Raw genomic sequence first — 25,771 nt, forward strand, 5'->3', positions numbered from 1 at the left:
GGGGCTAGTTTGTTTTTGGCGTATTTGTGTTGTCTTTGTCTGTCATGCTTTTTATTGTAATTGAGTTGATCAGGGCTTCAAAAGCTAAGGCCAATTTACCCATCTGATTGTAGGCGTGATCATAATTCAAGGGGTCTCGAATAAATAGTTCGGTTGAGTTGGCTTTTCGAGTCAGCCTAAAGAAACCAATCATAGATAGGCTCAGGTCGGCCGAGTAATAACTAATGTTTCCATTGTTTTTTCCTAGATAATATTGATAGAACTGCCTGGTAGGGCCGGTGACACCCTCTTTGCCCGGGCCGTTGTAAATATTGCCTAGGCCCTCGTAAATATTATTGACGCCATGGGCGTAATAAGCCATCCCTAATGGCAGGTTGAGGCCTCGCCGCTGTCCCATCGTTATCGTGCCGGTTTGTATTTGCATTACTCCTGCCGCTACGCCAATGCCATTTTGCGTATAGAACAGTATTTTTTCCGTTAAGTCAGCATACTCAGCTTTCAGTTCCTGCAGCCCATGCTTCGCACTAATAACACCTTCATCCACCGCCCGAATAATCTCATTCGCATAAGACGACACAATCTCGCCAAACTTGAGTTGGCTGAAACTGTCGTACAACTGCGTGGCGCCAATCTGGCAGCCGAAAGCGACCAGGTCCGACGCGGCGCGAGTAACATCGTTAATGTCGCATGAGTCCTCATTCATCGTTATTTCCCCACGTGCTGTGGCCGCACGTGCCCGCTTGAATATGCGTCCAACTGATTTCGCGATAGGTGAATGACACCAGTTCCTGTGGCTGTGCGTCATTGAGGTGAATGGCATGGGGAACTTGAAGATTGATGTGGGCGACTTTGGCGCCGGTTATGTGGATTTTGAAATATTTATCTTGGGTGCCGGCGGGTGAGGTTCGGTAGAAAAATATTGTGCATTCCAGTACTTCGCGCTCGTGAAGAGCGGCGGACAGGAGAGGGGAGGATTTGTCTATATTCTTGGTAATCATGATTGGCAGGTGTTGGCCTCGGTCGGCGCCAACGCCACCGTTATTGCCGGCGGTCATGTTGTGTGAGTAGGCCAGCACCATGATTTCATCCAGGTGGCCCAGCTGGCATTTGTTGCCGATTGAGCTAGTGTCGGAACATCCGCCGGAGATCAGTCCTTGTCGGTTTCCGGTGATAGTCATGTAACTGTGATTGGCCATGGCTACTCTGCCTTATTAAAAGATTAGTCTTGTCTGCAGAGTAACCGTCAAATAAACCCATGGCGGAGAGGAAAAAGTTCAGTAGTTTTCAAACTCAGACGCGTCTTACAGGAGCTGCGGAAGTCAGGAAGTGAATGTTCTGAAGTGGTAAAAAGTTATGTCCGATTTTAAGGCCGCTTCGTATCCCGGCGGGAGCAAGCTCACTCGCCACATGGGGTGTTTTCCTGCGAAGTTTTCAAACATCGAAATGGCGCGAGCCTTTTGGGCGATAACCATTCGTCCGGCGCACCGCACGTTCGCCGCACACCTTCTTCCAATGCTGTAACTCACCCAGCAAAGGAAGAGTCACCATGCTGAACCATAAAATCGCGGTGTTTACCCTCGCGGCGTTGCTGTCCGGTAGTTCGCTGTATGCGATCGCGGCCGGCGAAACGTCCACCCCGACAGCGAACGACGGCACTAGCCAGACTCGCGACCCGGCGTCCCCCGCCACCAATGCCGATCCCGATGCTGATTCGCTGCCCAAAGGTGGCGACGGCGGCAAAACTGACAACGGACCGGTTCCGTCTGCCTCCAAGCCCAGTGGTGCGGGTCAAACGTCCGGTAGCAGCAGTGGCGGTAGCGGTGGCGGTTAATGAATGTCGCACACTGAAAAGCCCGGTTTTTTGAGCCGGGCTTTTCTTTGCGTATCGCCAGCGCAAATATCAAACGCTTACTTCGCCTTCCAATGCCCGCCGCCATTCTCACAATCAATCCGTGCCTGCGCCAAATGCTCCACGTCGTAGTAATACGTGGTCACTTGCGCGTTGTCGGGGATGTTCAACGCTTTGGCATTCTTGTCTTTGCTGGTGGAGTGCGGGTTGGCCAGGGATTCCTGGGTAATCGTGGCGATACACGTAGCCTGATAGTGATCGGCGCAGTGTTCAACCTTGGTTTTAGTGCTGCTGAGCATGTCTTTGCTTTCGTTGCTGCACGACCAGTCGATTGAGTTGACCGGCATGCCTTCGTATTCATAGCAACTGTGGGTTTCCACCGCCGGCACGGAGGCGCTGGAGGATTGGGTCTGGACGTCGCAGCCTTCGGCCATGACGCAGGTGGGGATGACGGCGAAGGTGGCGATCAGAAGCAGGAATCGAATGTTCATCGGGCTTTCCTCTCCAATGGCGCCGTGTCTGATCGATGATTTGGCGCTGATACAGTTTCGAGATTGTGCGGAGGAGGGAGGTTCCATCGGGTTTTTGATTTGCTCCTATCGCGTACACTGCGAAACAATCGGAAACATTCAGCGCCCAAGGATTGGAACATTGCCCATGATCGAAATTGGCAGCCGCAATAACGCGCCCCCCTCGCAGCATCCATTCCACGACATCTACCTGTTTCACATTGACCCTGCAAAGCCAGACACGCCTTTCTGTTTCGAGCAGTCGATGTCCGGTGGGCATATGGAGCACGGCGGTGCGCGGTGGTTGGCGCTGGATGAGCTGGACGCCTGGCCCGGTGAGTGGCGTGAGCATCTGCAGAAGGCTGATTGCGCTTGGGTTGCCGAGTTGATCGATGCCAATCCTAAAGCCGATCAGGCCACATTGGTGACGCTGATTCTTCAGCGTCATTGCGGGCCAGCGAAGCCGGTCAGTCGCCTGAAGGCGATCGGCAACTGGCTCAAGCGCAATATCCATGTCGGCGGCCGCTACGGCGTTTAATCCTCGGAGAATCCCATGACCCAGACACTCGAACGCGCTATCGCCATCGCCGCCACGGCCCACGCCGGGCAGGTCGACAAGGGCGGTGCGCCGTACATTCTGCATCCGCTGAAAGTCATGTTACGCATGAGCACGCTGGAAGAACGCATCGTCGCCGTGCTGCATGACGTGGTTGAGGATTGCGGTGTCAGCCTTGATGATTTGCGCAAGGAGGGTTTCAGCGAAGAGGTGCTGACGGCGATTGAGTCGGTGACCAAAGTGCCGGGCGAATCCTATGAAGACTTCGTAGACCGCGCCGCGCAGAACCCGATCGGTCGGGTGGTGAAACTGGCGGATCTGGAGGAGAACAGCGACCTGTCGCGAATTGCCTCGCCAAGTTGGGAGGATCTGGAACGGATCGAAAAATACCGCCGGGCGATTGCACGGTTGCGTTTGTAATAGAAACGACATCCTTGTGGGAGCGAGCCTGCTCGCGAAGGCGTCAGGTCAGTTACATATCTGCGACTGGCACGACGCTTTCGCGAGCAGGCTCGCTCCCACAGTGACAAGTGATTCTTCGACGATGTTGGGTCAGTTTATTAGCCAGGAAGGCGACTATGAAATCCATTTTCTGTTTGTTGATTGCCGCCGGTTTCGGCGCACTGTTGCAGTTCGAAGGCGTGCCCCATGGCCTGCTGTTGGGTTCGATTGTTGTTACCGCATTGTTCGCCAGCAAGACCGGCATCGCCCCGGCAACCCCTTATGGACTTGGCTACATCCAGGTCACGCTGGGCATTGCTACCGGGCTGATGTTCGAGGCGTGGGACAGTGAGACGGCCTCGACGATGTTGCCGAGCCTTGGTGTGTTGTTGATTTGCCTGACGGTGCAAATCGCGCTCGCCGGATGGTGGCTGATGCGTGGTGCAGGCTGGAATCGCACTGATGCGCTGTTGGCGGTTTATCCCGGTGCGCTGGCGGCGGTGTTTGATTTGCTCGAATCGGAAAAGGCATCGAGCAAGGTCATCATCGTGCACCTGATGCGCTTGCTGCTGATCACCGTGCTGGTGAGTTTCCTTATACCCGGCCAGGCCGCTGCAGTGGCGGTTGCCGATGGTGATCCTTTAACGACAGGGATGGCGCTGACCGCACTTTCGGTGATCGCTTTGAGCGTGCTGCTCGGGCGCTTGCTGCTGGTGATCGGCGTGCCGGCGCCGTTCATGCTCACCGCGATCATCATCACGGCAGTGTTTGTGAAATCGGGATGGCTGCACGGGTTTCACATGCCGGACTGGAGCCTGAATCTGGCCGCGCTGATACTCGGCGTGCGGATCGGCTCAAGGTTTCAGGGGCTTGGCTTCGCGGAACTGGGGCGCCATGGCCGCACGGCGTTGGTCTCGGTCGGGTTGATGATCGTGGTTGCGGCGGTATTTGCGGAAGTGGCGGCGCGGTGGTTGGGCAGTGATCCGCTGTCGCTGTGGCTGGCGTACATGCCGGGGGCGATTGAGACGATTGCGATTGTCGCGTTTGGTGGTGGGTTGAATGTGGTGTTTATCCTGACTCATCATTTGAGCCGGATGGTGTTGCTGCATTTTGCCCCGGCGTTGTTGGTGCAGGTGCGTCGGGCACGCGAAGAAGCCTGACCGGAGCTACTGATGCCTGCATGTTGCGGCGTGTCAGTTAGATCCATCCCCCTCACCCCAGCCCTCTCCCCCAAGGGGGCGAGGGGGAAGGGAGCCGATTGTGGGCTGTTCAAAACTTGAGTTCGGCTCGATATCCCAGGTCGGCGTAGCTCGAAAAAACAACACCAGCCCTCTCCCTCAAGGGGGCGAGGGGGGAGGGAGCCGATTGTGGGCTGTTCGAAACTTGAGGTCGGCTCGATATCCCAGGTCGGCGTAGCTCGAAAAAACAACTCGGTCAGTCCCCTCTCCCTTTGGGAGAGGGTTAGGGTGAGGGGCTTTTGCTCTACGTGGTCGATGCGGCGCTAGCGGATGTGTGCTGCGAAGCCTTCGCTATCCGGCGCGATATCGCTCTTCAAGGTCAAAGCAGGAATCTCATACTCCCCCGCATTCTGCTGCCGAAACCCGATCGGCCGTGCACTCCACAACTCATCCAGCCGCCGCCCCAACTCATCACAAGTCTCGGCATAGCGCGCCGCATCCATCCGACTGGTCCGATACACCACAAACGGTGGCACCACTTCAAAACCGGGATAGTACAAAATCCCGTGCTGAATCGGGAACAGCAAATCATTGATCGGCCCGTTGATCCCGCGCGGCGCATAGTGCGATTCCCAGCCGCCGGTGGTGACCATCAACATCGCCCGTTTGCCTTTCATTTTCCCTTCGCCATAACGCTCGCCCCAACGACTGTCGGAATGCTCGCCGACGCCATAGGCAAAACCGTAGGCGTACACCCGATCGACCCAGCCTTTGAGAATCGCCGGCATGGTGAACCACCACAGCGGAAACTGCAGAATCAGCGCATCGGCCCACAACAGCTTTTCCTGCTCGCGAGCGATGTCGGCAGCCTGGGTGCCATCGGCGTAAGCGACTTTCGAATCGAGCGAAGCGTGGAACGGTTTCGTCGCATCGCGCTGCGGGGCGTCGTCGGCGTCGAGGCTGGCTTTCCAGTTCATCGCGTAGAGGTCGGAGACCTGCACGGTGTGGCCGGCGGCTTGCAGGCGCTGGACGCTGAAGTCGCGAAACGAGCCGTTGAGGGAAGTCGGTTCCGGGTGCGCGTAAACAAGTAAGACGTTCATGTTGAAGCTCCGTTAGCTGAGTGACTGCAGGATCGGCGCTCAACCGGTATATTGGAAATGAATGTCTGATATGTCTGGTATAGCCATGAATAATTTGAGACGACTGGATATCAATCTGCTGCTGACCCTCGATGTGTTGCTGTCGGAGCACAACGTCACTCGCGCGGCGCAGCGCCTGAACCTGTCGCAGCCTTCGGTGAGTGTGCATCTGGCCAAGTTGCGCGACATCTTCGGCGATCCGCTGCTGTTGCCCGGGCCGCGTGGTATGCGCCCGACGGCGCGCGCCGATGAATTGCGTGAGCCGTTGCGCGAAGCGTTGGAGGCGTTGGAGAGGGCGGTGGCACCGGCCAGTGCGTTCGCCCCGGCGCAGGCGACGCACACCTGGAAAATCGCCGCGACCGATTACGGTGAGTCGACGGTGGTGTTGCCAGCGCTGGGTGGTTTGCGTGAACAGGCGCCGGGCACGCGTCTGGCGGTGATCGATCTGACGCCGGCGCATTTGGTCAAACAGGCCGAGCAGGGGGTGTTCGATCTGGCGCTGCACATCAGTGAAGACGCGCCGCCGGAACTGCATCGGCGACCACTGTTCACCGAACGTTATGTGCTGGCCGGTCGTGTCGGGCATCCAGGTTTGATGCGTGCGCCAAGCCGTAAACAATTCTGCGCGCTGGAGCACGTGATGGTGTCGCGCGAGGGCGGTGGCTTTTTCGGGGTGACCGATCGGGCGCTGGCCGATGTCGGGCTGATGCGCAAAGTGGTGTTGTCGGTGCCGCACTTTCTGATGGCGATGTCGGTGTTGGCCAGCACCGATCTGGTGGCAATGCTGCCGTCACGCCTGGTGCGCGGCAACCCGGCATTGCAAGTGGTCGACGCGCCGCTGGAAGTACCCGGTTACGAGATGGCGATGTTCTGGGGCGAACGTTCGCACCGCGATCCGGCGCACAAATGGCTGCGTGAGCAGTTGCTGGCGTCGGTCTGAGGCGCTGTCAGGCGTGACCCAGTGCCACCGCAAACGACACAACGATCATGCACGCAAACGCAAAATTGAGATTCATGAGGTGTTCATCCTGAGCCTTTTAGAAGTGGTGCCATTGTGAACAGGCTGAAAGCAAAGAAAAAATTCGCCTTGTTGATTCCAATGATCGAAACAATTGATACCCCGCCTGTTTGTGTTTGTTGAAGGCTTTCGCTACTCTCGCAAACCTGCAATTACAAGCATAAACAGGCATGACCATGCACGATCATTCTGCGGCTGAACTGCCGTCCCTGCGTCGACAGAAAATTCTTTTGCTCCTCGAACGCGACGGCAAAGTCATGGCGTCCGAGTTGAGCCAGCACTTTGCGGTGTCCGAGGACACCATCCGCCGCGACCTCGCCGAACTGGACAGCGCCGGGCTGGTGCAACGCGTGCACGGCGGGGCGCTGCCGCGTCCGAAAGACTCCGGCAAGGATTACTTCACGCGGCTGGACGAGACGGATGAGGTGAAAATTCACCTGGCGCAACGGGCGGCGCAGCAGATTGAAGACGGGCAGATTGTGCTGTTCGACTCCGGCTCCACCACGTTGCAGGTGGCGCGCTCGTTGCGTGCCGATATCAGCATCACGGCGGTGACCGCGTCACCGATGACGGCGATTGCCTTGTCCGAATTCAAGGCAGTGAAAGTGATTCTCGCTGGCGGCCAGCTGAATCCACGGACGATGGCGGCGGGTGGGCATGAGGCGCTGCGTTTGCTCGCGGGGATCAAGGCGGATCTGGCGATTACCGGGGTGTGTGCGATTCATCCGGAGGTGGGGATTACTTCGCTGCATTTTGATGAAGTGCCGGTGAAGCAGGCGATGCTCGATGGCGCAGCGCGGGTGATTGCGGTGACCACGGCGGACAAGCTCGGGGCGGTGGAGCCGTTTGTGGTGGCGCCGTGTACGCGCCTGCATACGCTGATTACCGAGCGGCATGTGGCGTCGGGGAGTGTCGAGGATTATCGGCGGTTGGGGATTGTGGTGGAGCAGTTGGCGGATTGAATTTTTGCTGGATTTGAGGGCCTCTTCGCGAGCAGGCTCGCTCCCACAATGGATCTTCAGTGAATCGATGACCCTGTAGGAGCTGCCGAAGGCTGCGATCTTTTGATTTTGATTTTTAAAGACAAGATCAAAAGATCGCAGCCTTCGGCAGCTCCTACAAGTGGAGGGTGTGTCAGCGAAAGCGCTCAAGCATCTGGTAGTACCACATCCCGGCAGCCAGTAACGGATTGCCGAGCAAATCCCCCATCGGCACGCGTATGTGCTGGCACTGGGCAAACGTATCGAACTGCTCCATCTGCCCGGTGATCGCCCGGCTCATGATTTCGCCCATGATGTGCGTCGTCGCGATGCCGTGCCCCGAGTAGCCCTGGCAATACCAGACGTTGTCCGAGAGCTTGCCCAGTTGCGGAATGCGGTTGATGACGATGCCCATCGCGCAGCTCCACTGATAATCGATCTGCACGCCTTTGAGCGCCGGAAAGGTTTGTTCGATGCACGGGCGCAGTTCGGCGGCGATGTCACGTGAATCCTTGCCGCTGTAGTTGGCGCCGCCGCCGAACAGCAAGCGGCCATCGGCGGTGAGGCGGTAGTAGTCGAGGACGAAGCGGCAGTCGTACACCGCCAGATCTTCCGGGTTGATCTGCTTGGCCAGATCACCGAGCGGCGCGGTGGTGACGATGCCGCCCATGGCCGGAAAAATCTTGCCCTTGAGCTGTCCCGGTTCGAGCTTGTGATAGACGTCGCCAGCGAGCATCACTTGATTAGCGTCGATCTGCCCGTGAGCCGTGCGCACACCGGGTGTAGCGCCATGAATAATCTCCAGCACTTCGCTGTTTTCGTAGATCAGCGCACCGAGACTTTCCGCCGCCCGCGCTTCACCGATGCACAGGTTAAGCGGGTGCAGATGCATGTTGCGGGTGTTCTTGATCGCGCCGTGGTACAGGTCGCTTTGCAGCAGGTCGCGTACCTGGCTGCGGTCGAGCAGGCTGACCTCATCGCCCAATCCGCGCCGCACGGCTTCTTCATAATCCTTGCGCAAGTCGGTCATGTGGCTGGGCTTGTACGCCGCGTGCAAATGGCCGTGTTTCAGGTCGCATTGAATGCCGTATTTGTCGACGCGTTGCTGGATGATTTCGTGTCCGCGCCAGCGCAGGTGCCAGATGAAGTCATCGACCTCGTCGCCGAGTTTCGCGCGCATCTGTTTGCGCATCGCGCCGTCGCCGGAAAGGCTGCCGGTGACTTGGCCGCCATTGCGCCCGGTGGCGCCCCAGCCGATCTTGTGGCTTTCGACGATGGCGACTTTCAGGCCTTTTTCCGCGAGTTCGACAGCGGTGGCGACGCCAGTGAAGCCGCCGCCGATGATCACCACGTCGACGGTGTGCCGACCTTGCACGGTCGGGTAGTCGGTGTCCTGGTTGAGGGTGGCGGTGTAGTAGGAATTGCAGCGTTCGGTCATGTCAGTGTCCACACGAATTCTTAGGTTGTACGCGGTCCCCTGTAGGAGTGAGCCTGCTCGCGATGAGGCCATGTCAGACACATTATTGCTGAATGACACTCCGCTATCGCGAGCAGGCTCACTCCTACAGGGGGTAGGGGTGAGTCTTCAGGCCTCGGTGAGATACCAGCGCCAATCCTGCTCACCCACCTCGGCCATGAACTGCCGATACTCGGCACGTTTCACCGCCAGATACACCCCGAGAAATTCCTGCCCCAAGGCATCCCGCGCCCACACCGAATTCTCCAGCGCCTGCAGCGACGTCAGCCAATCGGTCGGCAACAATTCCTTCGCCTGCGCATAACCATTGCCCTCGACCGGCGCACCCGGATCGAGGTCTTCACGAATGCCACGATGAATCCCGGCAAGGATCGCTGCCGCTGCCAGATACGGGTTGGCGTCGGCGCCGCAGATGCGGTGTTCGATGTGCCGAGTGTTGGCCGGGCCGCCCGGAACGCGCAGGCTCACGGTACGGTTGTCGACACCCCAGGTCGGCGCCAACGGTGCATAGCTGTTGGCCTGAAAGCGCCGGTACGAGTTGGCGTTCGGGCAGAACAGCAGCAGCGAATCGAGCAAGGACGCGAGCATGCCGCCAATCGCTGTGCGCAGCAGCGGAGTGCCGGCCGGGTCTTCCGAGGCGAACAGATTGTGCCCCGCGCCATCGGCCAGACTCACGTGCATGTGCATGCCGGTGCCAGCCAGATCATCGAACGGCTTGGCCATGAACGTCGCCTGCATGCCGTGCTTGTGGGCGATGGCTTTGACCAGACGTTTGTAGCGCACGGCCTGATCCATCGCCTCTAGTGCGTCGCCATGTTCAAGGGTAATTTCCACCTGACCCGGCGCGTATTCGGAGATCGCCGTGCGCGCCGGAATGCCGTGCAATTTGCAGGCGCTATAGAGGTCGGCGAGGAACGGTTCGATCTGTTCCAGCTCACGCAAGCCGTAAACCTGAGTATGTCGCGGTCGACCGCCGTCCGCGTCCAGTGCCGGTTGCGGGCGACCGTTGTGATCGCGTTTGGCGTCGAGCAGGTAAAACTCCAGTTCGCAGGCCATCACCGGGTAATAACCCTCAGCCTTGAGACCGTCGATGACCTTGACCAGCAAATGGCGAGGGTCGGCGATGCTCGCCGGCATACCCTCGGTCGGGTGCATGCTGACCTGCACGGCGGCGGTCGGAATCTGCCGCCACGGCAGGCGCACCAGACTGCCCTCAAGCGGATAGGCGCGGCAGTCGATATCGCCGACGTCCCAGACTAGACCGGAGTTTTCGACGTCTTCACCCTGCACGGTCAGACCGAGAATAGTGCTTGGTAGCGGCCGACCGCTTTGGTACACGGCGAGCAGTTCCTCACGGTGCAACAGCTTGCCGCGTGGCACGCCGTTGGCGTCGAGGATGAACAACTCGATCATGTCGATATCGGGGTTCTGTTCAAGGAACAGGCGGGCGTCTTCAAGGGCTGCGAATTTCATAACGATCACTCACGATGGCGCCGCACAGGCGCGCAGATTCGGGCCGGACACGACGCAGCAATAGGCGTGGCTGTCCTGGCAGGGATATCAAGGAATAGAAGGCTGTCGCGGTTCTTTAACGGACGCGATCAGACAGACCGGGCGATATCCGGCGGGCGTGCGGAGTGACGCAGCTTGGAACGGCGCAGGGCCATGGGGAGATTGACGATACGATTCATACGCCGCCCCTGTGAGAGAGGGCGCGCAGGGTAGAGACGTTCAACGATTCTGCTTGTTGTAGTGACGTACTCATAACGCGTGTTTCCGTTGGCGGAAAACGTCGGTGGCGGGCTGACCCGCCGACCGGTGTGCCCGGATAGTAAGGGGGAATTCCCGGGCGTGTAAACGGGAGATTCGCAGGCCAGGGTTCAGCGCATCAGGTGAAAGCCCAGCCCGGCGAGGGCGCAAACGATCAACACACTGATCACGCCGCGTTTGAAAACGAACAAGGCCAATGCTGCTGCAACCGCCAGCATCAGCGAAAACACATCAAGCGCCCCGGCAAAACCGTTTGGCCACAACACGTGATAGGCGAAGAAACACGCCAGATTCACAATCACCCCGACCACGGCAGCGGTGATCGCCGTCAGCGGTGCGGTGAACTTCAGTTCGTTGTGGGTCGATTCCACCAACGGCCCGCCGGCCAAAATGAACAGAAACGAGGGCAGGAAGGTGAACCAGGTCACCAGCGTTGCGGCCAGTGCGCCGGCGGCAAACGCATGTTCGGCGCCGAACGTCGGTTGCACGTAGGCACCGACGAAACCGACAAACGCCACCACCATGATCAGCGGGCCCGGCGTGGTTTCGCCCAGCGCGAGGCCGTCGATCATCTGTGTCGGCGTCAACCAGCCGTAATGTCCGACGGCGCCCTGATAGACGTAAGGCAGTACCGCGTAGGCGCCACCAAAGGTAAGCAGCGCAGCTTTGGTGAAGAACCAGGCCATTTGTGTGAACGTGCCATCCCAGCCGAATAACGCCGTCAACAACGCCATGGGCAAACACCAGAGCACTGCGCCGATCAACGCCAGACGCAGCAGCTTCGGCGGGCTGAAACGGGCATGTTCGGGGGCCGGCGTATCGTCGTCGATCAACGCCGGGCCGAAGGATTTCTCGCTGTTGCGCGCACCCGCGTTGCTGAACCGCTGCGGCGCGAATCGTCCGCCCAGATAGCCGATCAACGCAGCCCCGAGGACGATCAAGGGGAAGGGCAGATTGAAGGCGAAAATCGCCACGAACGAGGCTCCGGCAATCGCCCACAGCCACGCGTTTTTCAACGCACGCGAGCCGATGCGATGCGCGGCGTGCAGGACAATCGCGGTGATCGCCGGCTTGATCCCGTAAAACACCCCGGCCACTGCCGGCACGTCACCGAAGGCAATGTACAGCCAGGACAAGGCGATCAGAATGAACAACGATGGCAGCACAAACAGCGCACCGGCTATCACGCCACCCCATGTGCGATGCAGCAGCCAGCCGATATACGTTGCCAATTGCTGAGCCTCGGGGCCGGGCAGCAACATGCAGTAGTTGAGTGCGTGCAGGAAACGTTTTTCGGAGATCCAGCGCCGACGCTCGACCAGCTCCTGATGCATGATCGCGATCTGCCCGGCCGGCCCGCCGAAACCGATGCAGCCGAGTTTCAGCCAGAAACGCCAGGCCTGGCGCAGGGTCACGGGATCGGGGCGGGGCAGGTGGTTCGGCGCTGTGCTCAAGCGAGACTCCGGAGTTGGGTCCTGGCGGAGCGGCTATCTAATCAGACTTTCAACCCTCACCCCAGCCCTCTCCCAGAGGGAGAGGGGGCTGACCGAGGTGTCTGGCGTTATCCATCGACCTGAAAGACCGAGTCGATTATGGATTGGTCATCAGCCAAATGCTCGAGGAAGAGGGGCCGGCCAGCTACGCAGGGAGAGATAGCGGACCGGGGTTATGTGCGTTTCACATCGAGCTGAAGGGGTTTGATCAATTATGGATTCACCACAACTCCTTCACGTCGGCGTACTTCTGCAATATCCCCCAATCAGTCCCCTCTCCCTCGGGGAGAGGGCTAGGGTGAGGGGCTTTTGCTTTTCAGGCATGCGCCAGACTCCAACGCAACGCCGCATCCCGATCGCTTTCACGGCCCTCGACCCAATGCGCACCCTGCGCCGTAGTCTCACGCTTCCAGAACGGCGCGCGGGTCTTGAGCACGTCCATGATGAATGCGCAGGCTTCGAACGCCATATGCCGATGCTTGCTGCTGACCCCGACAAACACGATTGGCTCACTCACCGACAACGCACCGACCCGATGCACAATCTCCACCCCCAACAGCGGCCAGCGCTCGCGGGCTTCTTTGGCGATCTGTTCGAGGGCCTTCTCGGTCATGCCCGGATAGTGTTCCAGAAACAGCTCATTCACGCTCTGGCCAATATTCAGATCACGCACATAACCAATGAAATTCACCACCGCGCCCACCCGTGGATTGCGCGCGTGCAGGTCGGCAGTCAACTGGCCGACATCGAAACTTTTGTGCTGGACTCGAATAGCCATTGATCAACCCCCGGTCACAGGCGGAAAAAACGCGATTTCATCGAAATCCTCAATCGCCTGACCGGGCTGACACAACTCTTGATTCACCGCGCACATCAGGTTGCCGGCGCCGAGCACTTCACGCCACAGATCACCGCGCTGCATAAGCATTTGCCGCACATCTTCAACGCTGGCCAATGCAGCAGTCAGCGGAATTTTTTCACCACCCAGATTGAGCCGGTCACGGTAGCTGGCGAAGTAATTGATCAGAATCATTGCGCGTCCTCCGATTGAAAGTGACCGGAGCGCCCGCCCTGTTTGCTGAGCAGGCGGATATCGCCGATGACCATCGCCCGGTCCACCGCTTTGCACATGTCGTAGATGGTCAGCGCGGCAACGCTGGCGGCGGTCAACGCTTCGAGTTCGACGCCGGTCTGGCCGGTGAGGCGGCAGGTGCTGGTGATCTGCACACGATCCGGTTCGCAGGCCTTGAGTTCGACGTGAATCGAACTGAGCAACAGCGCATGGCACAGCGGGATCAGTTCATGTGTGCGTTTGGCTGCCTGAATCCCGGCGATCCGCGCCACCGCGAAGACATCGCCTTTCGGGTGCCCGTTGGCCTGAATCATCTGCAGGGTTTGCGGGCGCATCTGCACCCAGGCTTGCGCCGTGGCTTCGCGCCGGGTCGCGGCTTTGTCGCTGACGTCGACCATGTTGGCACGGCCCTGATCGTCGAGGTGGGTGAGGGTGTGGCTCATGCGGCAAACTCCTGGAGCGGGCTGTAAATTCGCGGGGCGTTGCGGTGCGGCACATGGATCAGATTGAGTCGATGCTTGAGCGCCCAACGCACGGTCAACGCGGTAGGTGCCGAAAGACTGACGAGGGTGCCGATGCGCGCGCGCACGGCTTTGTGGATCAGTTCGAGGCTGCAACGGCTGGTGACCACGACGAAGCCTTCAGCAGCATTGATGGCGTCGATCTGCATCGCGCCGATCAGCTTGTCGAGGGCGTTGTGGCGGCCGATATCTTCGCGGCACAGCAAGGCTTCACCTTCAGCGTCGAAGTACAGCGCGGCGTGCAGGGCGCCGCTGCTGCGCGCCAGTTGTTGAGCGGCTTCGATGCGTTGGCGGATGCCGTCGAAATGCTCGGCTGGCGGCAGCGGTGAAGGTTGCAGAATCTGCAGATGCGGCAGCGCCTGCTCCAGCGCTTCAACGCCACAGATGCCGCAACCGCTGGTGCCGGTCATTTGCCGACGATGATCCTTCAAGGCCCAGAATGCGCGGCTGGAAATCTGCACATCGGCCTGACAGGCCTGGTCGAAATGCGTGAGGCGGACGTCGTAGATCTCGTCAACGCTGTCAATGATCGCGTTGCTCAGGCTGAAGCCACGGATGAAGTCTTCGAGGTTGCCGGGCGAGACCATCATCACTGCTTGGCTCAGGCCGTTGTAGCTGATGGCGAGGGCGATTTCGGAGGCCAGCGCGGCGTGGGAGATGGCGGCGTCGGGCAGGTATTCGCGAAACGCCACCTGCGCCGGTTGCGGGGCGGGGGCGTTGGGTTCGCTGGTGGATTCTGTGATGGTTTCGAGGTGGCAGAGCATCTTGAAAGTCCCGAAGCGCTGAAGAGTGTTCAGGCTACGGGGGCGTTAAAAGTGCGTCCAATCGCTTGTTCCGATGTGGTGATTGCTTTGGTCGATCAACGCCGTCACATCCAGAATTTTTGCTGTCTGGTCGGGCCTCTTCGCGAGCAGGCTCGCTCCCACAGGGGAATGCATTTCAACTGTGGGAGCGAGCCTGCTCGCGAAGGCGGCCTGACATTCAACATCATTTACTCGGCAAAAACCTCAACCCCAAACAACTTCCGCGCCTCGGCAAAACACTTCTCGGCAATCGCCGAACGCGGCTCGGTCTTGCGCATCACCAGCCCCAACGGCGCGAGCACGCTGGCATCCGGCAGTTGCATGAACGACAGGTGTTCGATCGGCTCCTCCAGGCCACTGTCCAGCGGCATGATTGCACAGCAGAAGCCCTGGTGAATCGCCTGCAGCAGCTGATAGGTCGAGTCGCTTTCCATGATCGGCTGCGGACTCAGCCCACGGCTGCGAAAGCTCAAATCAATGGATTTACGGTAATGCATGCCGGCGGTGATCATCCCCAGCGGTAACTCGGCGGCGTCTTCCCAGCTCATCTGCGAGCCTTCGAACTGGAAGTGGCGGTTGTCGTAGAGCAGGCCGACACGGGTTTCGCCGATCTCGAAAAACTCGAAATAGTTCGGGTTGACGTGGTCCAGATAGCACACGCCGAGATCAAGCTGATTATTGCCCAGCCCGGCGATGATCTCGTCAGAACTTAGCGACGACAGGCTGAACTTCAACTCCGGATACGTCCCCGACAACCCCTGAATGTAATTGACCGGGTTGAAGCTGCTCAGCGGCACCAGACCCAGACGCAGACTACCCACCAGTTGCCCGCGACACGCCGCCGCTTCGGCGAACAAACCGTCATGCGCTGCGAGCAAGGTACGCGCCCAGGCCAGCACACGCTCGCCGGCCTGGGTGAAACCTTCAAAGCGCTGGCCACGGTTGACCAGCACCAGATCCAGCTCGTCTTCCAGATTGCGCAGGCGCATCGACAACGTCGGTTGGGTGATGTGGCAGCGTGCGGCGGCCTGGCCGAAGTGGCGGGTTTCGTCCAGCGCGATCAGGAACTTGAGTTGTTTGATGTCCACGATGGCACCTGCTCGATGAGGATTTTTTGATTGAGTATTGACGCAGATGCGCGAGGCGCACGAAAAGCGCAGGGTGCGACGATCTCATCTGAACGATTGTTCGTCCAATCGGAAGTATTTAAGGCACTATCGATCAGCTCTATCAGGGCCGGTTTTACTGGCCTTGAACAACGTGAAAGGCACCGATAGAGCCGGTCGATAATGTGGTTGGCCAGAGTGATTAGACAGTACTCATAAGTGGCACTTAGGCTGCTCGGCAATGTTGATTGACTGCTGCCGGAGAACTGCCATGAGCGCCAAAGCCGATGCCCTGTTTGTCCCCCTGAATATTGCCGTGCTGACGGTCAGCGATACCCGCGACTACGCCAGCGATACGTCGGGCCAGTTGCTGGTCAGTCGGTTGCTCGAGGCCGGTCATACGCTGAGCGAGCGCAACCTGCTCAAGGACGATCTGTACAAGATCCGCGCACAGGTGGCGAACTGGATTGCCGACGAAACCGTTCAGGTGGTGCTGATCACTGGCGGCACGGGTTTCACCGGTCGCGACAGCACGCCGGAAGCGGTGGCCTGCTTGTTTGATAAGCAGATTGACGGCTTCGGCGAACTGTTCCGGGCGATTTCGATTCTGGATATTGGCACGTCCACCGTGCAAAGCCGTGCGCTGGCCGGGCTGTCGAACGGCACGCTGGTGTGCTGCCTGCCGGGCTCAACCGGTGCTTGCCGTACGGCGTGGGAAGGCATTCTTGCCGAGCAACTGGATAATCGTCATCGCCCATGCAATTTCGTCCCGCACCTGAAAGCCGTGCAAGCCTGCGGGCCACGCGGATGAGCAAGGCGCCGCTGATGCCGGTCGAGGACGCCCTCGACCAATTGCTCGGCATGGCCAATGAGCAACGTCTGGCCGACAGCGAACTATTGGCGCTCGACGATGCGCGTGGGCGGGTGCTGGCCAGTGATCTGGTGGCGACACTCGACTTGCCGCCGTGGCCGAACAGCGCCATGGACGGTTACGCGCTCAATCTCGCCGATTTGCACCGACAGCCGTTGAAGGTCTCGCAGAAGGTTTACGCCGGGCTGGCGCCGGACACGTTGCTGCCCGGCACCTGCGCACGGATTTTTACCGGCGCGCCACTGCCGCCCGGCGCTACCTGCGTCGAAATGCAGGAGAACGTCGAAGTGCTGGAGGACGGCCGCGTGCGCTTCTTGCAGCCGCTGAGGGCGGGGCAGAACATCCGCGCGCAAGGTCAGGAAAATCGCGTCGGCGACATCCTGCTGCGGGCCGGCAAACGCCTTGGGCCGTTCGAACTGGCGGTCGCCGCCGGGCAAGGGCTGGCGCAACTGCACGTGGTGCGTCGCCCGCGTGTGGCGCTGCTGTCGACGGGTGATGAACTGGTCGAGCCGGGCCAGCCGTTGCGCCCCGGCAGTATCTACAACAGCAACCGCGTGTTGCTCGGCCACTGGTTGCGCGAGCTGGGTTGCGAAGTGATCGACGCCGGCATCCTCCCGGATCGCCCGGCGCAGACGCGGCTCAAGCTTGAGCAACTGCAGGTGAGTGCGGATCTGATTCTGACTACGGGTGGCGTGTCTGCCGGTGATGCCGATTGCCTCGGGCAGGTGCTGCGCGACAACGGCAAACCGCTGGTGTGGAAACTGGCGATCAAGCCTGGCAAACCGCTGACGGTCGGGCATTTTGGTGCGGTGCCGGTGATTGGGTTGCCGGGTAATCCGACTTCGGCGCTGGTGACGTTTGGCTTGTTGGCGCGGCCGTATCTGTTGCGCATTCAAGGTGTGGATGACGTCATGCCGCTGAGCTTCACCGTCAATGCAGGTTTCGACTGGCACAAGGCTGGCGGCCGCCGTGAATACCTGCGGGTGAGGCTGGAGGCGGGGCGTGCGGTGCTCTATCCGAATCAAAGCTCCGGCGTCCTGCTCGGCGCCACCTGGGCCGATGGCCTGGTGGAAATCCCCGAGAACAGCACGCACAACCTCGGCGACCCGCTGCGCTTCATCCCCTTCAACGAACTCTTCTGACCTCACCACCAATCAAAACTGTGGGAGCTGGCTTGCCAGCGATGGTGGCATGTCAGTCACATTGACGTTGGCTGACACAGCCTCATCGCTGGCAAGCCAGCTCCCACAATGATTTGTGGTGATGCTTGATGTTGAGGATGTACACAGAGCGTGTGGGAGCTGGCTTGCCAGCGATGGCGGCATGTCAGTCACATTGACGTTGGCTGACACAGCCTCATCGCTGGCAAGCCAGCTCCCACAATGATTTGTGGTGATGCTTGATGTTGAGGATGTACACAGAACGTGTGGGAGCTGGCTTGCCAGCGATGGCGGCATGTCAGTCAACATTGATTTTGGCTGATAGGGCCCCTTCGCGAGCAAGCTCGCTCCCACAGGGTTTTGAGGAGTTTGCAGAGCTAAGGATCAGCTCAGGACATAGTCCACAGGCTTCAACGCCGGCGGTACGTCTGCGCCAAGTTCGGCGAGGATGTCACGTTCGATGGTGCGCACCAGCGCATCGGTCGGCAGGTCGTTTTCGTCGCGGCCAAACGGGTCTTCCAGCTCATCGGCAATCGCATCCAGGCCAAAAAATGTGTAGCTGACAATCGCCGTGAACAGCGGTGTCAGCCAGCCTAGCGGTTCGGCCATGGCGAACGGCAGCAGGATGCAGAACAGATAAATCGTCCGGTGCAACAACAGCGTGTAGGGAAACGGCAGCGGCGTGGTTTTGATCCGTTCGCACACCGCTTGCGCCTGGGTCAGGCTGGTCAGGTGATTGGCCAGCAACATGTAGCGCCATTCAGTCAGTTGACCGTTCTGATGCAGATCGGAACACTGCTGGCCGACCGTTTGCAGAATGCGGCCACTGTAATCCGGCGTCTGTGGATCAGGTTTGGGCATGATCCATTGGCTGCTCGCATCGGCCTCGCTTTCCTTGCGCAACCGCGCGTTCAACGCATGGGCAAACCCGCACAAATTGAGCAGCAACGGCTTGCGCTCAGCCGACTCACGAATCACATGAGTTTCGCGAATCACCGAACGAATATGCACGATCACTTCGCCCCAGGCTTTACGCGCTTCATACCAGCGGTCATAGCAAGCGTTGTTGCGAAAATTCATGAAGATCGACAGCGACAAACCGAGCAAGGTAAACGGCGTGGCGTTAACCTTGGTGAAGTTGCTTGGATGAAGGATTTCCACCAGCACAATGGCCGAAGCGAGCAGGGTAACCATCAACGTGCGCATGGCGATGCGCTTGGCGATCGAACCCTTGAGGGTGAAGAGAATGGCGAATTGATTGACCTTGGGTCTGATGATCATGCTGAGCGGTTCCGATAACCGATGAAACTGGCGGGATCAGCCGCCGGTCATGTTCATGAAGCGCACGACCTGAACGTCGTCGTTCACTTCGAAATTATGTCGATACGGCTTGAGTTTCATCGCCTCGACGATGGCCTTCTCCAGCCGTTGCGGTTGTCCCGGATGCGCACGCAGCACCGCTTTCAGATCCACCGAATGCTCGTTACCCAGACACAGTAGCAGGCGCCCTTCAACGGTGAGCCGCACGCGGTTGCAGGTGCCACAAAAGTTGTGGCTGTGCGGCGAGATAAAGCCCAGACGAATCTCCGGCGCCTCGGCCAGCCGCCAGTAGCGCGACGGGCCTTGCGTCGACTCCGCCGAGTCGATCAGGGTATAGCGTTCGGCAATCTTCTCCCGCACCTGTGCGCTGGAGAAAAACGACTCGGCGCGGCTGTGTTCGCTGATGATCCCCAGCGGCATCTCTTCGATGAAAGAGACGTCGAGCTGACGATCAATGGCGAAGCTGACCAGATCATTGATCTCCTCATCGTTGCGACCCTGCATCACCACCACGTTGAGTTTAGTGCGGGTAAAACCGGCCTTGCGCGCGGCATCGATGCCGTTGATCACCTGCGCCAGATCACCGGTGCGGGTCATCTGTTTGAAGCGCTGCGGATCGAGGCTGTCGAGGCTGATGTTCAGGCGTTTGACCCCGGCATCGAACAGCGGCGCGGCGAGTTTGCCCAGTTGTGAGCCGTTGGTGGTCATGCACAGTTCACGCAGGCCGGGCAGGGCGGCGATCTGCTCACACAACTTGACCACGCCCGGACGGATCAGCGGTTCGCCGCCGGTGAGACGAATCTTGCGCGTGCCGAGGGCGACGAAGCTCTGCGCCAGTTGATAGATCTCCTCCAGCGTCAGCACTTGCTGGCGTGGCAAAAACTGCATGTCTTCCGCCATGCAATAGACGCAGCGGAAATCGCAGCGGTCGGTCACCGACATGCGCAGATAGTCGACGCGGCGGTTGTAACCATCGATCAAGACACGCTCTGACATGACAGCCTCGCAGGAATGAAAACCCCGGTTGAAGGAGTTTGGTCAGCGCAGGTTATGGGCAACTTTCACTGCCGTCCAATCACTGTTAATGAACAGCTGATTGATGCCGTCGATGATGAATTATTTTTCGCCGAAAGTTGCTTCGTTAGTTTCGCAACGCCCCGTAAATAAAGGGTTTTTAGCCGTGATAGATGCTTTCGATAAGACGGTCATTAATAGCGATTAGACAACGTTTTGTAACGGTTCATATCCTTGCCCCGGCAAAACCAACGACCACTTTTCAACTTTGAAAGTCGGCCGTCGCTGTTTAACCGAATCAGGTTCATGCCTGTGTGCATCGTCATGGAGAGTCCCATGTCACAAGTCGACCGTTACAAACCCTACAAAGGCGCCGCTGCCGGTTGGGGCGCTGTCATCAGCCTGACCAAGAGCTGGCTGGGCAGTGAAAACGCCCTGAAAAACATCCGCGCCATGCTCAAGACCAACCAGAACGGCGGCTTCGACTGCCCGGGTTGTGCCTGGGGTGAAGCGCCGGGCGCGAGCATGTTGAAGTTCTGCGAGAACGGCGCGAAAGCGGTGAACTGGGAAGCGACCGGGCGTTTGGTCGACCCGGCGTTCTTCAACAAGTACACGGTGTCGAGCCTGGCCGAGCAGAGCGACTACTGGCTGGAATATCAGGGCCGTCTGACCCACCCGATGCGCTACGACGCGCGGGTCGACCGCTATGTGGAAATCAGCTGGGCAGACGCTTTTGCGCTGATCGCTGATCACCTGAAAAACCTCAAATCGCCGCATGAAGCCGAGTTCTACACCTCGGGCCGCGCGAGCAACGAAGCGGCGTTTCTCTATCAGTTGTTCGTGCGGGCGTTCGGCACCAACAACTTCCCCGACTGCTCGAACATGTGCCACGAAGCCAGTGCAGTGAGCATGAACGAGACCCTTGGCGTCGGCAAAGGCACCGTGGTCTACGAGGATCTGCACCACGCCGATGCGATTTTCGTCATCGGCCAGAACCCCGGCACCAACCACCCGCGCATGCTCGAACCGTTGCGTGAGGCGGTGAAACGCGGTGCGCAAGTGGTCTGCATTAACCCGCTGAAAGAGCGTGGCCTGGAGCGTTTCCAGAACCCGCAGAACCCACTCGAAATGCTCAGCAACGGCTGGGAAGCGACCAACACCGCGTACTTCCGCCCGGCCCTTGGTGGCGACATGGCGATGATTCGCGGCATGGTCAAATTCCTCCTGCAGTGGGAGCGCGAAGCGCAAGCGACTGGCGGCGAAGCGGTGTTCGATCACGCCTTCATCGCCGAGCACACCGCGGGCCTCGACAGCTATCTGGCTGAAGTCGATGCGACCTCCTGGGAGCACATTCTCGAGCAGTCCGGCGTGCCGCTGCATGACATCGAACTGGCCGCGCGCATGTATGGCCGCGCCAAAAGCGTGATCATGTGCTGGGCCATGGGCCTGACCCAACACGTGCATTCAGTGGCAACCCTGCAGGAAGTCATCAACCTGCAACTGCTGCGCGGCAACGTCGGCCGTCCGGGCGCAGGTCTGTCGCCGGTTCGCGGCCACAGCAACGTGCAGGGCGACCGCACCATGGGCATCAACGAACTGGCGCCGAAAGACCTGATGGACGCGCTGGAAAAGCGCTTCAATTTTGACGTGCCGCGCATGCACGGGCACAACACGGTGATGGCGATCGGCGCCATGGAACGTGGCGAAGCCAAGGTGTTCATTGGTCTGGGCGGCAACTTTGCCCAAGCCACGCCGGACACGCCGCGCACCCACGCGGCGATGCGCAAACTCGACCTGACCGTGCACATCGCGACCAAGCTCAACCGCAGCCATTTGGTCACCGGTCGCGACGCGCTGATCCTGCCGTGCCTCGGGCGCACTGACATCGATATCCAGGCTGAAGGCCCGCAAGGCGTGACCGTCGAAGACACGTTCAGCATGGTGCATTTGTCGTTCGGCCAGTTGAAGCCGAAGTCGGCGCAGTTGAAATCCGAGCCGGCGATCATTGCCGGAATTGCTGCTGCAACTCTGGGTAAGCATCCGATCGATTGGGAATGGGTGGTGGGTGACTACGGACGCATCCGCAACCTGATTGCCGACGTGATTCCGGGCTTCGAGAACTTCAATGAAAAACTGTTGATCCCGGGTGGCTTTCACCTCGGCAACGACGCTTCGGATCGGGTCTGGAACACCGAGAGTGGCAAGGCGCAGTTCACCCCGTGCGTGCTGCCCGAGCACTTGATCAGCGAGGGCGTGCGCAACCTGCCGGTCAAGCCGCATCTGATTCTGCAAACCATGCGCTCCCACGATCAGTACAACACCACGCTGTACGGCCTCGATGACCGTTATCGCGGGGTTTACGGCATGCGTGATGTGATCTTCGCCAACGAGCAGGACATCCAGCGCCTGGGTTTCGAGCCGGGGCAGAAGGTTGATCTGGTGGCGCTGTGGGATGACGAACGTGAGCGTCGGGTCAGCGGTTTTACCTTGATCGCCTACGACATTCCCGCAGGGCAAGCGGCGGCGTATTACCCGGAGACTAACCCTCTGGTACCGCTGGAAAGCTACGGCGACCGGACGTATACGCCGACCTCCAAGTTCGTGGCGATCCGCCTCGAAGCCGCGAAGGTCAGCAACCTGATCCCGTCGTCGGTGGCGTAACCCGCGACTCATAAAAACACTGGCAATTTGACTGGCTGCAGGCGTTCGCGTCTGGCGGTGGCCCGGGTTCGTGCTGCCGCTTTTCAGCCTGGATGAGGACATCATCATGTTCAATCTGGAGGCGCTGGACCTGGCGCGGATTCAATTCGCGTTCACGGTTTCGTTCCACATTATTTTCCCGGCGATCACCATTGGCCTGGCGAGTTTCCTGGCGGTACTCGAAGGTCTGTGGCTGAAAACCCATAACGACACGTACCGCGATCTTTACCATTTCTGGTCGAAGATTTTCGCCGTCAACTTCGGCATGGGCGTGGTTTCGGGCCTGGTCATGGCTTACCAGTTCGGCACCAACTGGAGCGGTTTCTCGGACTTTGCCGGGAGCATCACCGGGCCGTTGCTGACCTATGAAGTGCTGACGGCGTTCTTCCTTGAGGCCGGGTTCCTCGGGGTGATGCTGTTCGGCTGGAACCGCGTCGGCCGGGGTTTGCACTTTTTCGCCACGGTGATGGTGGCCATCGGCACGTTGATTTCGACGTTCTGGATTCTTGCGTCCAATAGCTGGATGCAGACGCCGCAGGGCTTCGAAATCGTTGACGGGCGGGTGATGCCGCTGGACTGGCTGGCGATCGTGTTCAACCCGTCATTCCCGTTCCGTCTGGCGCACATGGCGATTGCCGCTTTTGTGGCGACGTCGTTCTTCGTTGGTGCGTCGGCTGCCTGGCATTTGCTGCGCGGCAATAACACCGCGCCGGTGCGCAAGATGTTTTCCATGGCGTTGTGGATGGCGCTGATCGTTGCGCCGATTCAGGCAGTGGTCGGTGACGCCCACGGTTTGAACACGCTGGAGCATCAACCGGCAAAAATCGCCGCCATCGAAGGGCACTGGGAAAACGCCGACAACGGCCCGACGCCACTGGTGCTGTTCGGTATCCCTGATATGCAGGCGGAGAAGACCAAGTATGCGCTGGAAATCCCCTATCTCGGCAGCCTGATCCTCACCCACAGCCTCGATAAGCAGATCCCGGCGCTGAAGAGCTTCCCGAAGGAAGATCGGCCGAATTCGACCGTGATTTTCTGGAGCTTTCGCGTCATGGCCGGGCTGGGGATGTTGATGATCCTCGTCGGTTTGCTCGGTCTGGCGTTGCGCCGTGGCGGCAAGCTTTACCGGCATCGCGGCTTTCAGCGACTGGTGTTGTTGATGGGGCCGAGCGGCTTGATTGCGCTGCTGGCCGGTTGGATCACCACGGAAGTCGGGCGTCAGCCGTGGGTGGTGTATGGCTTGCTGCGCACCCACGACGCCGCGTCGCATCACTCGGTGGCGCAGATGAGCACGTCGCTGGTGCTGTTCGTGGTGATCTATTTCACCGTGTTCTCCGTGGGCATCGGCTACATGCTGAATCTGGTGAAAAAAGGCCCGCAGCCGCACCACGAGCATCCGCCTGCTGGCGATGAATTGCAGACGCCGCGTCGGCCGATTTCGGCGGCTACCGCCCCTATGAAGGAGCATTGAGTCATGGCTATTCAAGGTATCGATCTCTCGTTGATCTGGGGCGTGATCATTGCCTTCGGGGTGATGATGTACGTGATCATGGACGGCTTCGATCTGGGCCTCGGGATCCTGTTTCCGCTGATCCCGGACGAGCAGGAACGCGATGTGATGATGAACACCGTGGCGCCGGTCTGGGACGGTAACGAGACCTGGCTGGTGCTGGGTGGCGCGGCGTTGTATGGCGCGTTTCCGCTGGCGTATGGGGTGATTCTCGAAGCGTTGTATCTGCCGCTGATCCTGATGCTTTGCGGGCTGATTTTTCGTGGCGTGGCGTTCGAGTTTCGCTTCAAGTCTTCGCCGCAAAAACGTCACTGGTGGGACAAGGCGTTTATTGGTGGTTCGCTGCTGGCGACGTTCTCTCAGGGCGTAGTGATTGGCGCCTATGTGTCGGGGATTCCGGTGATTGATCGACAGTTTTCCGGTGGCGGCCTGGACTGGCTGGCGCCGTTTCCGCTGGTGTGTGGCGTGGGTCTGGTGATTGCGTATGCGTTGCTCGGCAGCACCTGGCTGCTGGTCAAGACCGAGGGCATGCTGGAGTCGCGGATGCGTCTGTTCACCCGGCCGCTGGCCTTGCTGTTGATGGCGATGGTGCTGGTGATTGGCGTGTGGACCCTGCAAATGCATCCGGAGCTGGCGGCGCGTTGGTCGACGCACGGGCATCTGCAAGAGTTTGCCGGGTTGGTGGTGTTGGCGTTGCTGGCGCTGTTCGGGCTGCTGCGCACGTTGCGTCAGCGGCATACGCACTGGCCATTCGTGTTCACGCTGGTGCTGATGTTGCTCGGTTACATCGGCCTGGCGCTGAGCATCTGGCCGAACATCATCCCGCCGTCGGTGAGCATCTGGGCCGCCGCATCACCGCCGTCGAGCCAGTTGTTCGCGCTGATCGGTGCACTGTTCATCCTGCCGGTGATCCTCATGTACACCTTCTGGAGCTACTACGTATTCCGCGGCAAAGTGAGGATTGGCGATGGCTACCATTGATTCGCGCGAAGTGAAATCCAGCCGCTGGTACAGACGTCTGGGCTGGCTGTTGTTGATCTGGCTGGGCAGTGTGGTGTCGCTGGCGATGGTGGCGAGTCTGCTGAAACTGGCGATGTATGCGGCGGGGATGAGGACCCATTGACCCCAAAAAAACCGGAGCCTGGCTCCGGTTTTTTATTGTCGGGGATTTTGGATGTACCACCGGACATTGTGGGAGCGAGCTTGCTCGCGAAGGCGTCAGTTCAGACGACATTGATGTTGAATGTAATGGCCTCTTCGCGAGCAGGCTCGCTCCCACATTTG

Annotated in this window: 26 protein-coding genes; 12 read left to right on the forward strand and 14 right to left on the reverse strand. The window is 59.3% G+C overall.

The features are described 5' to 3' along the window. Window positions 1-4: 4 nt before the first annotated feature. Entirely contained in the window at window positions 5-703 is a 699-nt protein-coding gene (locus CQ009_RS03815) for a DUF4225 domain-containing protein (RefSeq protein WP_105704913.1), read from the reverse strand. Next, entirely contained in the window at window positions 696-1,196 is a 501-nt protein-coding gene (locus tag CQ009_RS03820; RefSeq protein WP_105704914.1) for an Hcp family type VI secretion system effector, read from the reverse strand. The genes CQ009_RS03815 and CQ009_RS03820 overlap by 8 nt, the downstream gene beginning before the upstream one ends. Before the next feature lie 350 nt (window positions 1,197-1,546). Here CQ009_RS03820 and CQ009_RS03825 point away from each other — a divergent pair, with 350 nt between their 5' ends. Next, a complete protein-coding gene (locus CQ009_RS03825; protein ID WP_105704915.1) occupies window positions 1,547-1,831 on the forward strand; it encodes a hypothetical protein in 285 nt (94 codons plus the stop codon). A gap of 77 nt (window positions 1,832-1,908) precedes the next feature. Here CQ009_RS03825 and CQ009_RS03830 read toward each other — a convergent pair whose 3' ends face one another. Further along, window positions 1,909-2,340: a hypothetical protein gene (locus tag CQ009_RS03830; RefSeq protein WP_105704916.1), complete on the reverse strand. Its 432-nt coding sequence runs from the start codon at window positions 2,338-2,340 to the stop codon at window positions 1,909-1,911. Between the two features lie 166 nt (window positions 2,341-2,506). Between CQ009_RS03830 and CQ009_RS03835 the strand changes: the two genes are divergently transcribed. The 3 genes from CQ009_RS03835 to CQ009_RS03845 all read left to right on the forward strand — a co-directional run bounded on the left by CQ009_RS03835 (window position 2,507) and on the right by CQ009_RS03845 (window position 4,515). Then, entirely contained in the window at window positions 2,507-2,896 is a 390-nt protein-coding gene (locus tag CQ009_RS03835; protein WP_105704917.1) for a hypothetical protein, read from the forward strand. Window positions 2,897-2,911: 15 nt separating this feature from the next. Continuing rightward, a complete protein-coding gene (locus CQ009_RS03840; protein ID WP_105704918.1) occupies window positions 2,912-3,334 on the forward strand; it encodes an HD domain-containing protein in 423 nt (140 codons plus the stop codon). A 158-nt stretch (window positions 3,335-3,492) separates the two neighbouring features. Next, window positions 3,493-4,515 (forward strand): AbrB family transcriptional regulator, encoded by a 1,023-nt coding sequence (locus CQ009_RS03845; RefSeq protein ID WP_105704919.1) that lies wholly within the window; start codon window positions 3,493-3,495, stop codon window positions 4,513-4,515. 341 nt (window positions 4,516-4,856) lie between these two features. On the opposite strand, the gene CQ009_RS03850 is transcribed toward CQ009_RS03845, so the two are convergent. Further along, window positions 4,857-5,633, reverse strand: coding sequence for an NAD(P)H-dependent oxidoreductase (locus CQ009_RS03850; RefSeq protein WP_105704920.1), 777 nt, complete (start codon window positions 5,631-5,633; stop codon window positions 4,857-4,859). Between the two features lie 85 nt (window positions 5,634-5,718). Here CQ009_RS03850 and CQ009_RS03855 point away from each other — a divergent pair, with 85 nt between their 5' ends. Both CQ009_RS03855 and CQ009_RS03860 read left to right on the forward strand, forming a co-directional pair. After that, window positions 5,719-6,612: a LysR family transcriptional regulator gene (locus CQ009_RS03855; RefSeq protein WP_177430989.1), complete on the forward strand. Its 894-nt coding sequence runs from the start codon at window positions 5,719-5,721 to the stop codon at window positions 6,610-6,612. Between the two features lie 254 nt (window positions 6,613-6,866). Continuing rightward, complete coding sequence (locus CQ009_RS03860) at window positions 6,867-7,652, forward strand: DeoR/GlpR family DNA-binding transcription regulator (protein ID WP_105705066.1); 786 nt, start codon at window positions 6,867-6,869, stop codon at window positions 7,650-7,652. A gap of 172 nt (window positions 7,653-7,824) precedes the next feature. On the opposite strand, the gene CQ009_RS03870 is transcribed toward CQ009_RS03860, so the two are convergent. The 8 genes from CQ009_RS03870 to CQ009_RS03905 form a co-directional block, all read right to left on the reverse strand. Next, a complete protein-coding gene (locus tag CQ009_RS03870) occupies window positions 7,825-9,108 on the reverse strand; it encodes an FAD-binding oxidoreductase (RefSeq protein ID WP_105704922.1) in 1,284 nt (427 codons plus the stop codon). Between the two features lie 147 nt (window positions 9,109-9,255). Further along, window positions 9,256-10,620 carry a glutamine synthetase family protein gene (locus tag CQ009_RS03875; protein ID WP_105704923.1) on the reverse strand — a complete coding sequence of 455 codons (1,365 nt, stop codon included), beginning with the start codon at window positions 10,618-10,620 and terminating at the stop codon, window positions 9,256-9,258. Window positions 10,621-11,027: 407 nt separating this feature from the next. Continuing rightward, window positions 11,028-12,371, reverse strand: coding sequence for a chromate efflux transporter (chrA, locus tag CQ009_RS03880; RefSeq protein ID WP_105704924.1), 1,344 nt, complete (start codon window positions 12,369-12,371; stop codon window positions 11,028-11,030). A gap of 355 nt (window positions 12,372-12,726) precedes the next feature. Then, window positions 12,727-13,188, reverse strand: a complete 462-nt coding sequence (gene moaE / locus CQ009_RS03885) for a molybdopterin synthase catalytic subunit MoaE (protein ID WP_105704925.1) — start codon at window positions 13,186-13,188, stop codon at window positions 12,727-12,729. Window positions 13,189-13,191: 3 nt separating this feature from the next. Further along, window positions 13,192-13,443 (reverse strand): MoaD/ThiS family protein, encoded by a 252-nt coding sequence (locus CQ009_RS03890; RefSeq protein ID WP_105704926.1) that lies wholly within the window; start codon window positions 13,441-13,443, stop codon window positions 13,192-13,194. Further along, window positions 13,440-13,925, reverse strand: a complete 486-nt coding sequence (gene moaC / locus CQ009_RS03895) for a cyclic pyranopterin monophosphate synthase MoaC (RefSeq protein WP_105704927.1) — start codon at window positions 13,923-13,925, stop codon at window positions 13,440-13,442. Before moaC ends, CQ009_RS03890 begins: the two co-directional genes overlap by 4 nt. After that, the gene (fdhD, locus tag CQ009_RS03900) at window positions 13,922-14,767 is read right to left on the reverse strand and encodes a formate dehydrogenase accessory sulfurtransferase FdhD (protein WP_105704928.1); all 846 of its coding nucleotides are present in this window, start codon (window positions 14,765-14,767) and stop codon (window positions 13,922-13,924) included. The genes moaC and fdhD overlap by 4 nt, the downstream gene beginning before the upstream one ends. Before the next feature lie 227 nt (window positions 14,768-14,994). Next, complete coding sequence (locus tag CQ009_RS03905; RefSeq protein WP_105704929.1) at window positions 14,995-15,894, reverse strand: LysR family transcriptional regulator; 900 nt, start codon at window positions 15,892-15,894, stop codon at window positions 14,995-14,997. A gap of 289 nt (window positions 15,895-16,183) precedes the next feature. Between CQ009_RS03905 and moaB the strand changes: the two genes are divergently transcribed. Beyond that, the gene (gene moaB, locus CQ009_RS03910) at window positions 16,184-16,723 is read left to right on the forward strand and encodes a molybdenum cofactor biosynthesis protein B (protein ID WP_105704930.1); all 540 of its coding nucleotides are present in this window, start codon (window positions 16,184-16,186) and stop codon (window positions 16,721-16,723) included. Further along, on the forward strand, window positions 16,720-17,925 hold the full coding sequence (glp, locus tag CQ009_RS03915) for a gephyrin-like molybdotransferase Glp (protein WP_105704931.1): 1,206 nt from the start codon (window positions 16,720-16,722) through the stop codon (window positions 17,923-17,925). Before moaB ends, glp begins: the two co-directional genes overlap by 4 nt. A 402-nt stretch (window positions 17,926-18,327) precedes the next feature. On the opposite strand, the gene CQ009_RS03925 is transcribed toward glp, so the two are convergent. Both CQ009_RS03925 and moaA read right to left on the reverse strand, forming a co-directional pair. Next, window positions 18,328-19,224 carry a bestrophin family protein gene (locus tag CQ009_RS03925; RefSeq protein WP_105704932.1) on the reverse strand — a complete coding sequence of 299 codons (897 nt, stop codon included), beginning with the start codon at window positions 19,222-19,224 and terminating at the stop codon, window positions 18,328-18,330. A gap of 36 nt (window positions 19,225-19,260) precedes the next feature. Continuing rightward, entirely contained in the window at window positions 19,261-20,259 is a 999-nt protein-coding gene (gene moaA, locus CQ009_RS03930) for a GTP 3',8-cyclase MoaA (protein WP_105704933.1), read from the reverse strand. 354 nt (window positions 20,260-20,613) lie between these two features. Between moaA and CQ009_RS03935 the strand changes: the two genes are divergently transcribed. The 4 genes from CQ009_RS03935 to CQ009_RS03950 all read left to right on the forward strand — a co-directional run bounded on the left by CQ009_RS03935 (window position 20,614) and on the right by CQ009_RS03950 (window position 25,610). Next, window positions 20,614-22,938: an FdhF/YdeP family oxidoreductase gene (locus CQ009_RS03935; protein ID WP_105704934.1), complete on the forward strand. Its 2,325-nt coding sequence runs from the start codon at window positions 20,614-20,616 to the stop codon at window positions 22,936-22,938. A 106-nt stretch (window positions 22,939-23,044) separates the two neighbouring features. Continuing rightward, on the forward strand, window positions 23,045-24,448 hold the full coding sequence (locus CQ009_RS03940; RefSeq protein ID WP_105705067.1) for a cytochrome ubiquinol oxidase subunit I: 1,404 nt from the start codon (window positions 23,045-23,047) through the stop codon (window positions 24,446-24,448). Window positions 24,449-24,451: 3 nt separating this feature from the next. After that, the gene (gene cydB, locus CQ009_RS03945; RefSeq protein WP_105704935.1) at window positions 24,452-25,468 is read left to right on the forward strand and encodes a cytochrome d ubiquinol oxidase subunit II; all 1,017 of its coding nucleotides are present in this window, start codon (window positions 24,452-24,454) and stop codon (window positions 25,466-25,468) included. Then, window positions 25,455-25,610 carry a DUF2474 family protein gene (locus CQ009_RS03950; protein ID WP_105704936.1) on the forward strand — a complete coding sequence of 52 codons (156 nt, stop codon included), beginning with the start codon at window positions 25,455-25,457 and terminating at the stop codon, window positions 25,608-25,610. Before cydB ends, CQ009_RS03950 begins: the two co-directional genes overlap by 14 nt. Window positions 25,611-25,771: the final 161 nt, after the last annotated feature.

It is taken from the genome of Pseudomonas sp. MYb2, from assembly GCF_002979955.1.
Taxonomy (GTDB): Bacteria; Pseudomonadota; Gammaproteobacteria; order Pseudomonadales; family Pseudomonadaceae; genus Aquipseudomonas.

What these genes read in the sequence shown, in the direction of transcription:
- CQ009_RS03815 (WP_105704913.1), bottom strand. Translation starts at nt 703, where the DNA reads ATGAATGAGGACTCATGCGACATTAACGATGTTACTCGCGCCGCGTCG.
- CQ009_RS03820 (WP_105704914.1), bottom strand. Translation starts at nt 1,196, where the DNA reads ATGGCCAATCACAGTTACATGACTATCACCGGAAACCGACAAGGACTG.
- CQ009_RS03825 (WP_105704915.1), top strand. Translation starts at nt 1,547, where the DNA reads ATGCTGAACCATAAAATCGCGGTGTTTACCCTCGCGGCGTTGCTGTCC.
- CQ009_RS03830 (WP_105704916.1), bottom strand. Translation starts at nt 2,340, where the DNA reads ATGAACATTCGATTCCTGCTTCTGATCGCCACCTTCGCCGTCATCCCC.
- CQ009_RS03835 (WP_105704917.1), top strand. Translation starts at nt 2,507, where the DNA reads ATGATCGAAATTGGCAGCCGCAATAACGCGCCCCCCTCGCAGCATCCA.
- CQ009_RS03840 (WP_105704918.1), top strand. Translation starts at nt 2,912, where the DNA reads ATGACCCAGACACTCGAACGCGCTATCGCCATCGCCGCCACGGCCCAC.
- CQ009_RS03845 (WP_105704919.1), top strand. Translation starts at nt 3,493, where the DNA reads ATGAAATCCATTTTCTGTTTGTTGATTGCCGCCGGTTTCGGCGCACTG.
- CQ009_RS03850 (WP_105704920.1), bottom strand. Translation starts at nt 5,633, where the DNA reads ATGAACGTCTTACTTGTTTACGCGCACCCGGAACCGACTTCCCTCAAC.
- CQ009_RS03855 (WP_177430989.1), top strand. Translation starts at nt 5,719, where the DNA reads ATGAATAATTTGAGACGACTGGATATCAATCTGCTGCTGACCCTCGAT.
- CQ009_RS03860 (WP_105705066.1), top strand. Translation starts at nt 6,867, where the DNA reads ATGCACGATCATTCTGCGGCTGAACTGCCGTCCCTGCGTCGACAGAAA.
- CQ009_RS03870 (WP_105704922.1), bottom strand. Translation starts at nt 9,108, where the DNA reads ATGACCGAACGCTGCAATTCCTACTACACCGCCACCCTCAACCAGGAC.
- CQ009_RS03875 (WP_105704923.1), bottom strand. Translation starts at nt 10,620, where the DNA reads ATGAAATTCGCAGCCCTTGAAGACGCCCGCCTGTTCCTTGAACAGAAC.
- moaE (WP_105704925.1), bottom strand. Translation starts at nt 13,188, where the DNA reads ATGGCTATTCGAGTCCAGCACAAAAGTTTCGATGTCGGCCAGTTGACT.
- CQ009_RS03890 (WP_105704926.1), bottom strand. Translation starts at nt 13,443, where the DNA reads ATGATTCTGATCAATTACTTCGCCAGCTACCGTGACCGGCTCAATCTG.
- moaC (WP_105704927.1), bottom strand. Translation starts at nt 13,925, where the DNA reads ATGAGCCACACCCTCACCCACCTCGACGATCAGGGCCGTGCCAACATG.
- fdhD (WP_105704928.1), bottom strand. Translation starts at nt 14,767, where the DNA reads ATGCTCTGCCACCTCGAAACCATCACAGAATCCACCAGCGAACCCAAC.
- moaB (WP_105704930.1), top strand. Translation starts at nt 16,184, where the DNA reads ATGAGCGCCAAAGCCGATGCCCTGTTTGTCCCCCTGAATATTGCCGTG.
- glp (WP_105704931.1), top strand. Translation starts at nt 16,720, where the DNA reads ATGAGCAAGGCGCCGCTGATGCCGGTCGAGGACGCCCTCGACCAATTG.
- CQ009_RS03925 (WP_105704932.1), bottom strand. Translation starts at nt 19,224, where the DNA reads ATGATCATCAGACCCAAGGTCAATCAATTCGCCATTCTCTTCACCCTC.
- moaA (WP_105704933.1), bottom strand. Translation starts at nt 20,259, where the DNA reads ATGTCAGAGCGTGTCTTGATCGATGGTTACAACCGCCGCGTCGACTAT.
- CQ009_RS03935 (WP_105704934.1), top strand. Translation starts at nt 20,614, where the DNA reads ATGTCACAAGTCGACCGTTACAAACCCTACAAAGGCGCCGCTGCCGGT.
- CQ009_RS03940 (WP_105705067.1), top strand. Translation starts at nt 23,045, where the DNA reads ATGTTCAATCTGGAGGCGCTGGACCTGGCGCGGATTCAATTCGCGTTC.
- cydB (WP_105704935.1), top strand. Translation starts at nt 24,452, where the DNA reads ATGGCTATTCAAGGTATCGATCTCTCGTTGATCTGGGGCGTGATCATT.
- CQ009_RS03950 (WP_105704936.1), top strand. Translation starts at nt 25,455, where the DNA reads ATGGCTACCATTGATTCGCGCGAAGTGAAATCCAGCCGCTGGTACAGA.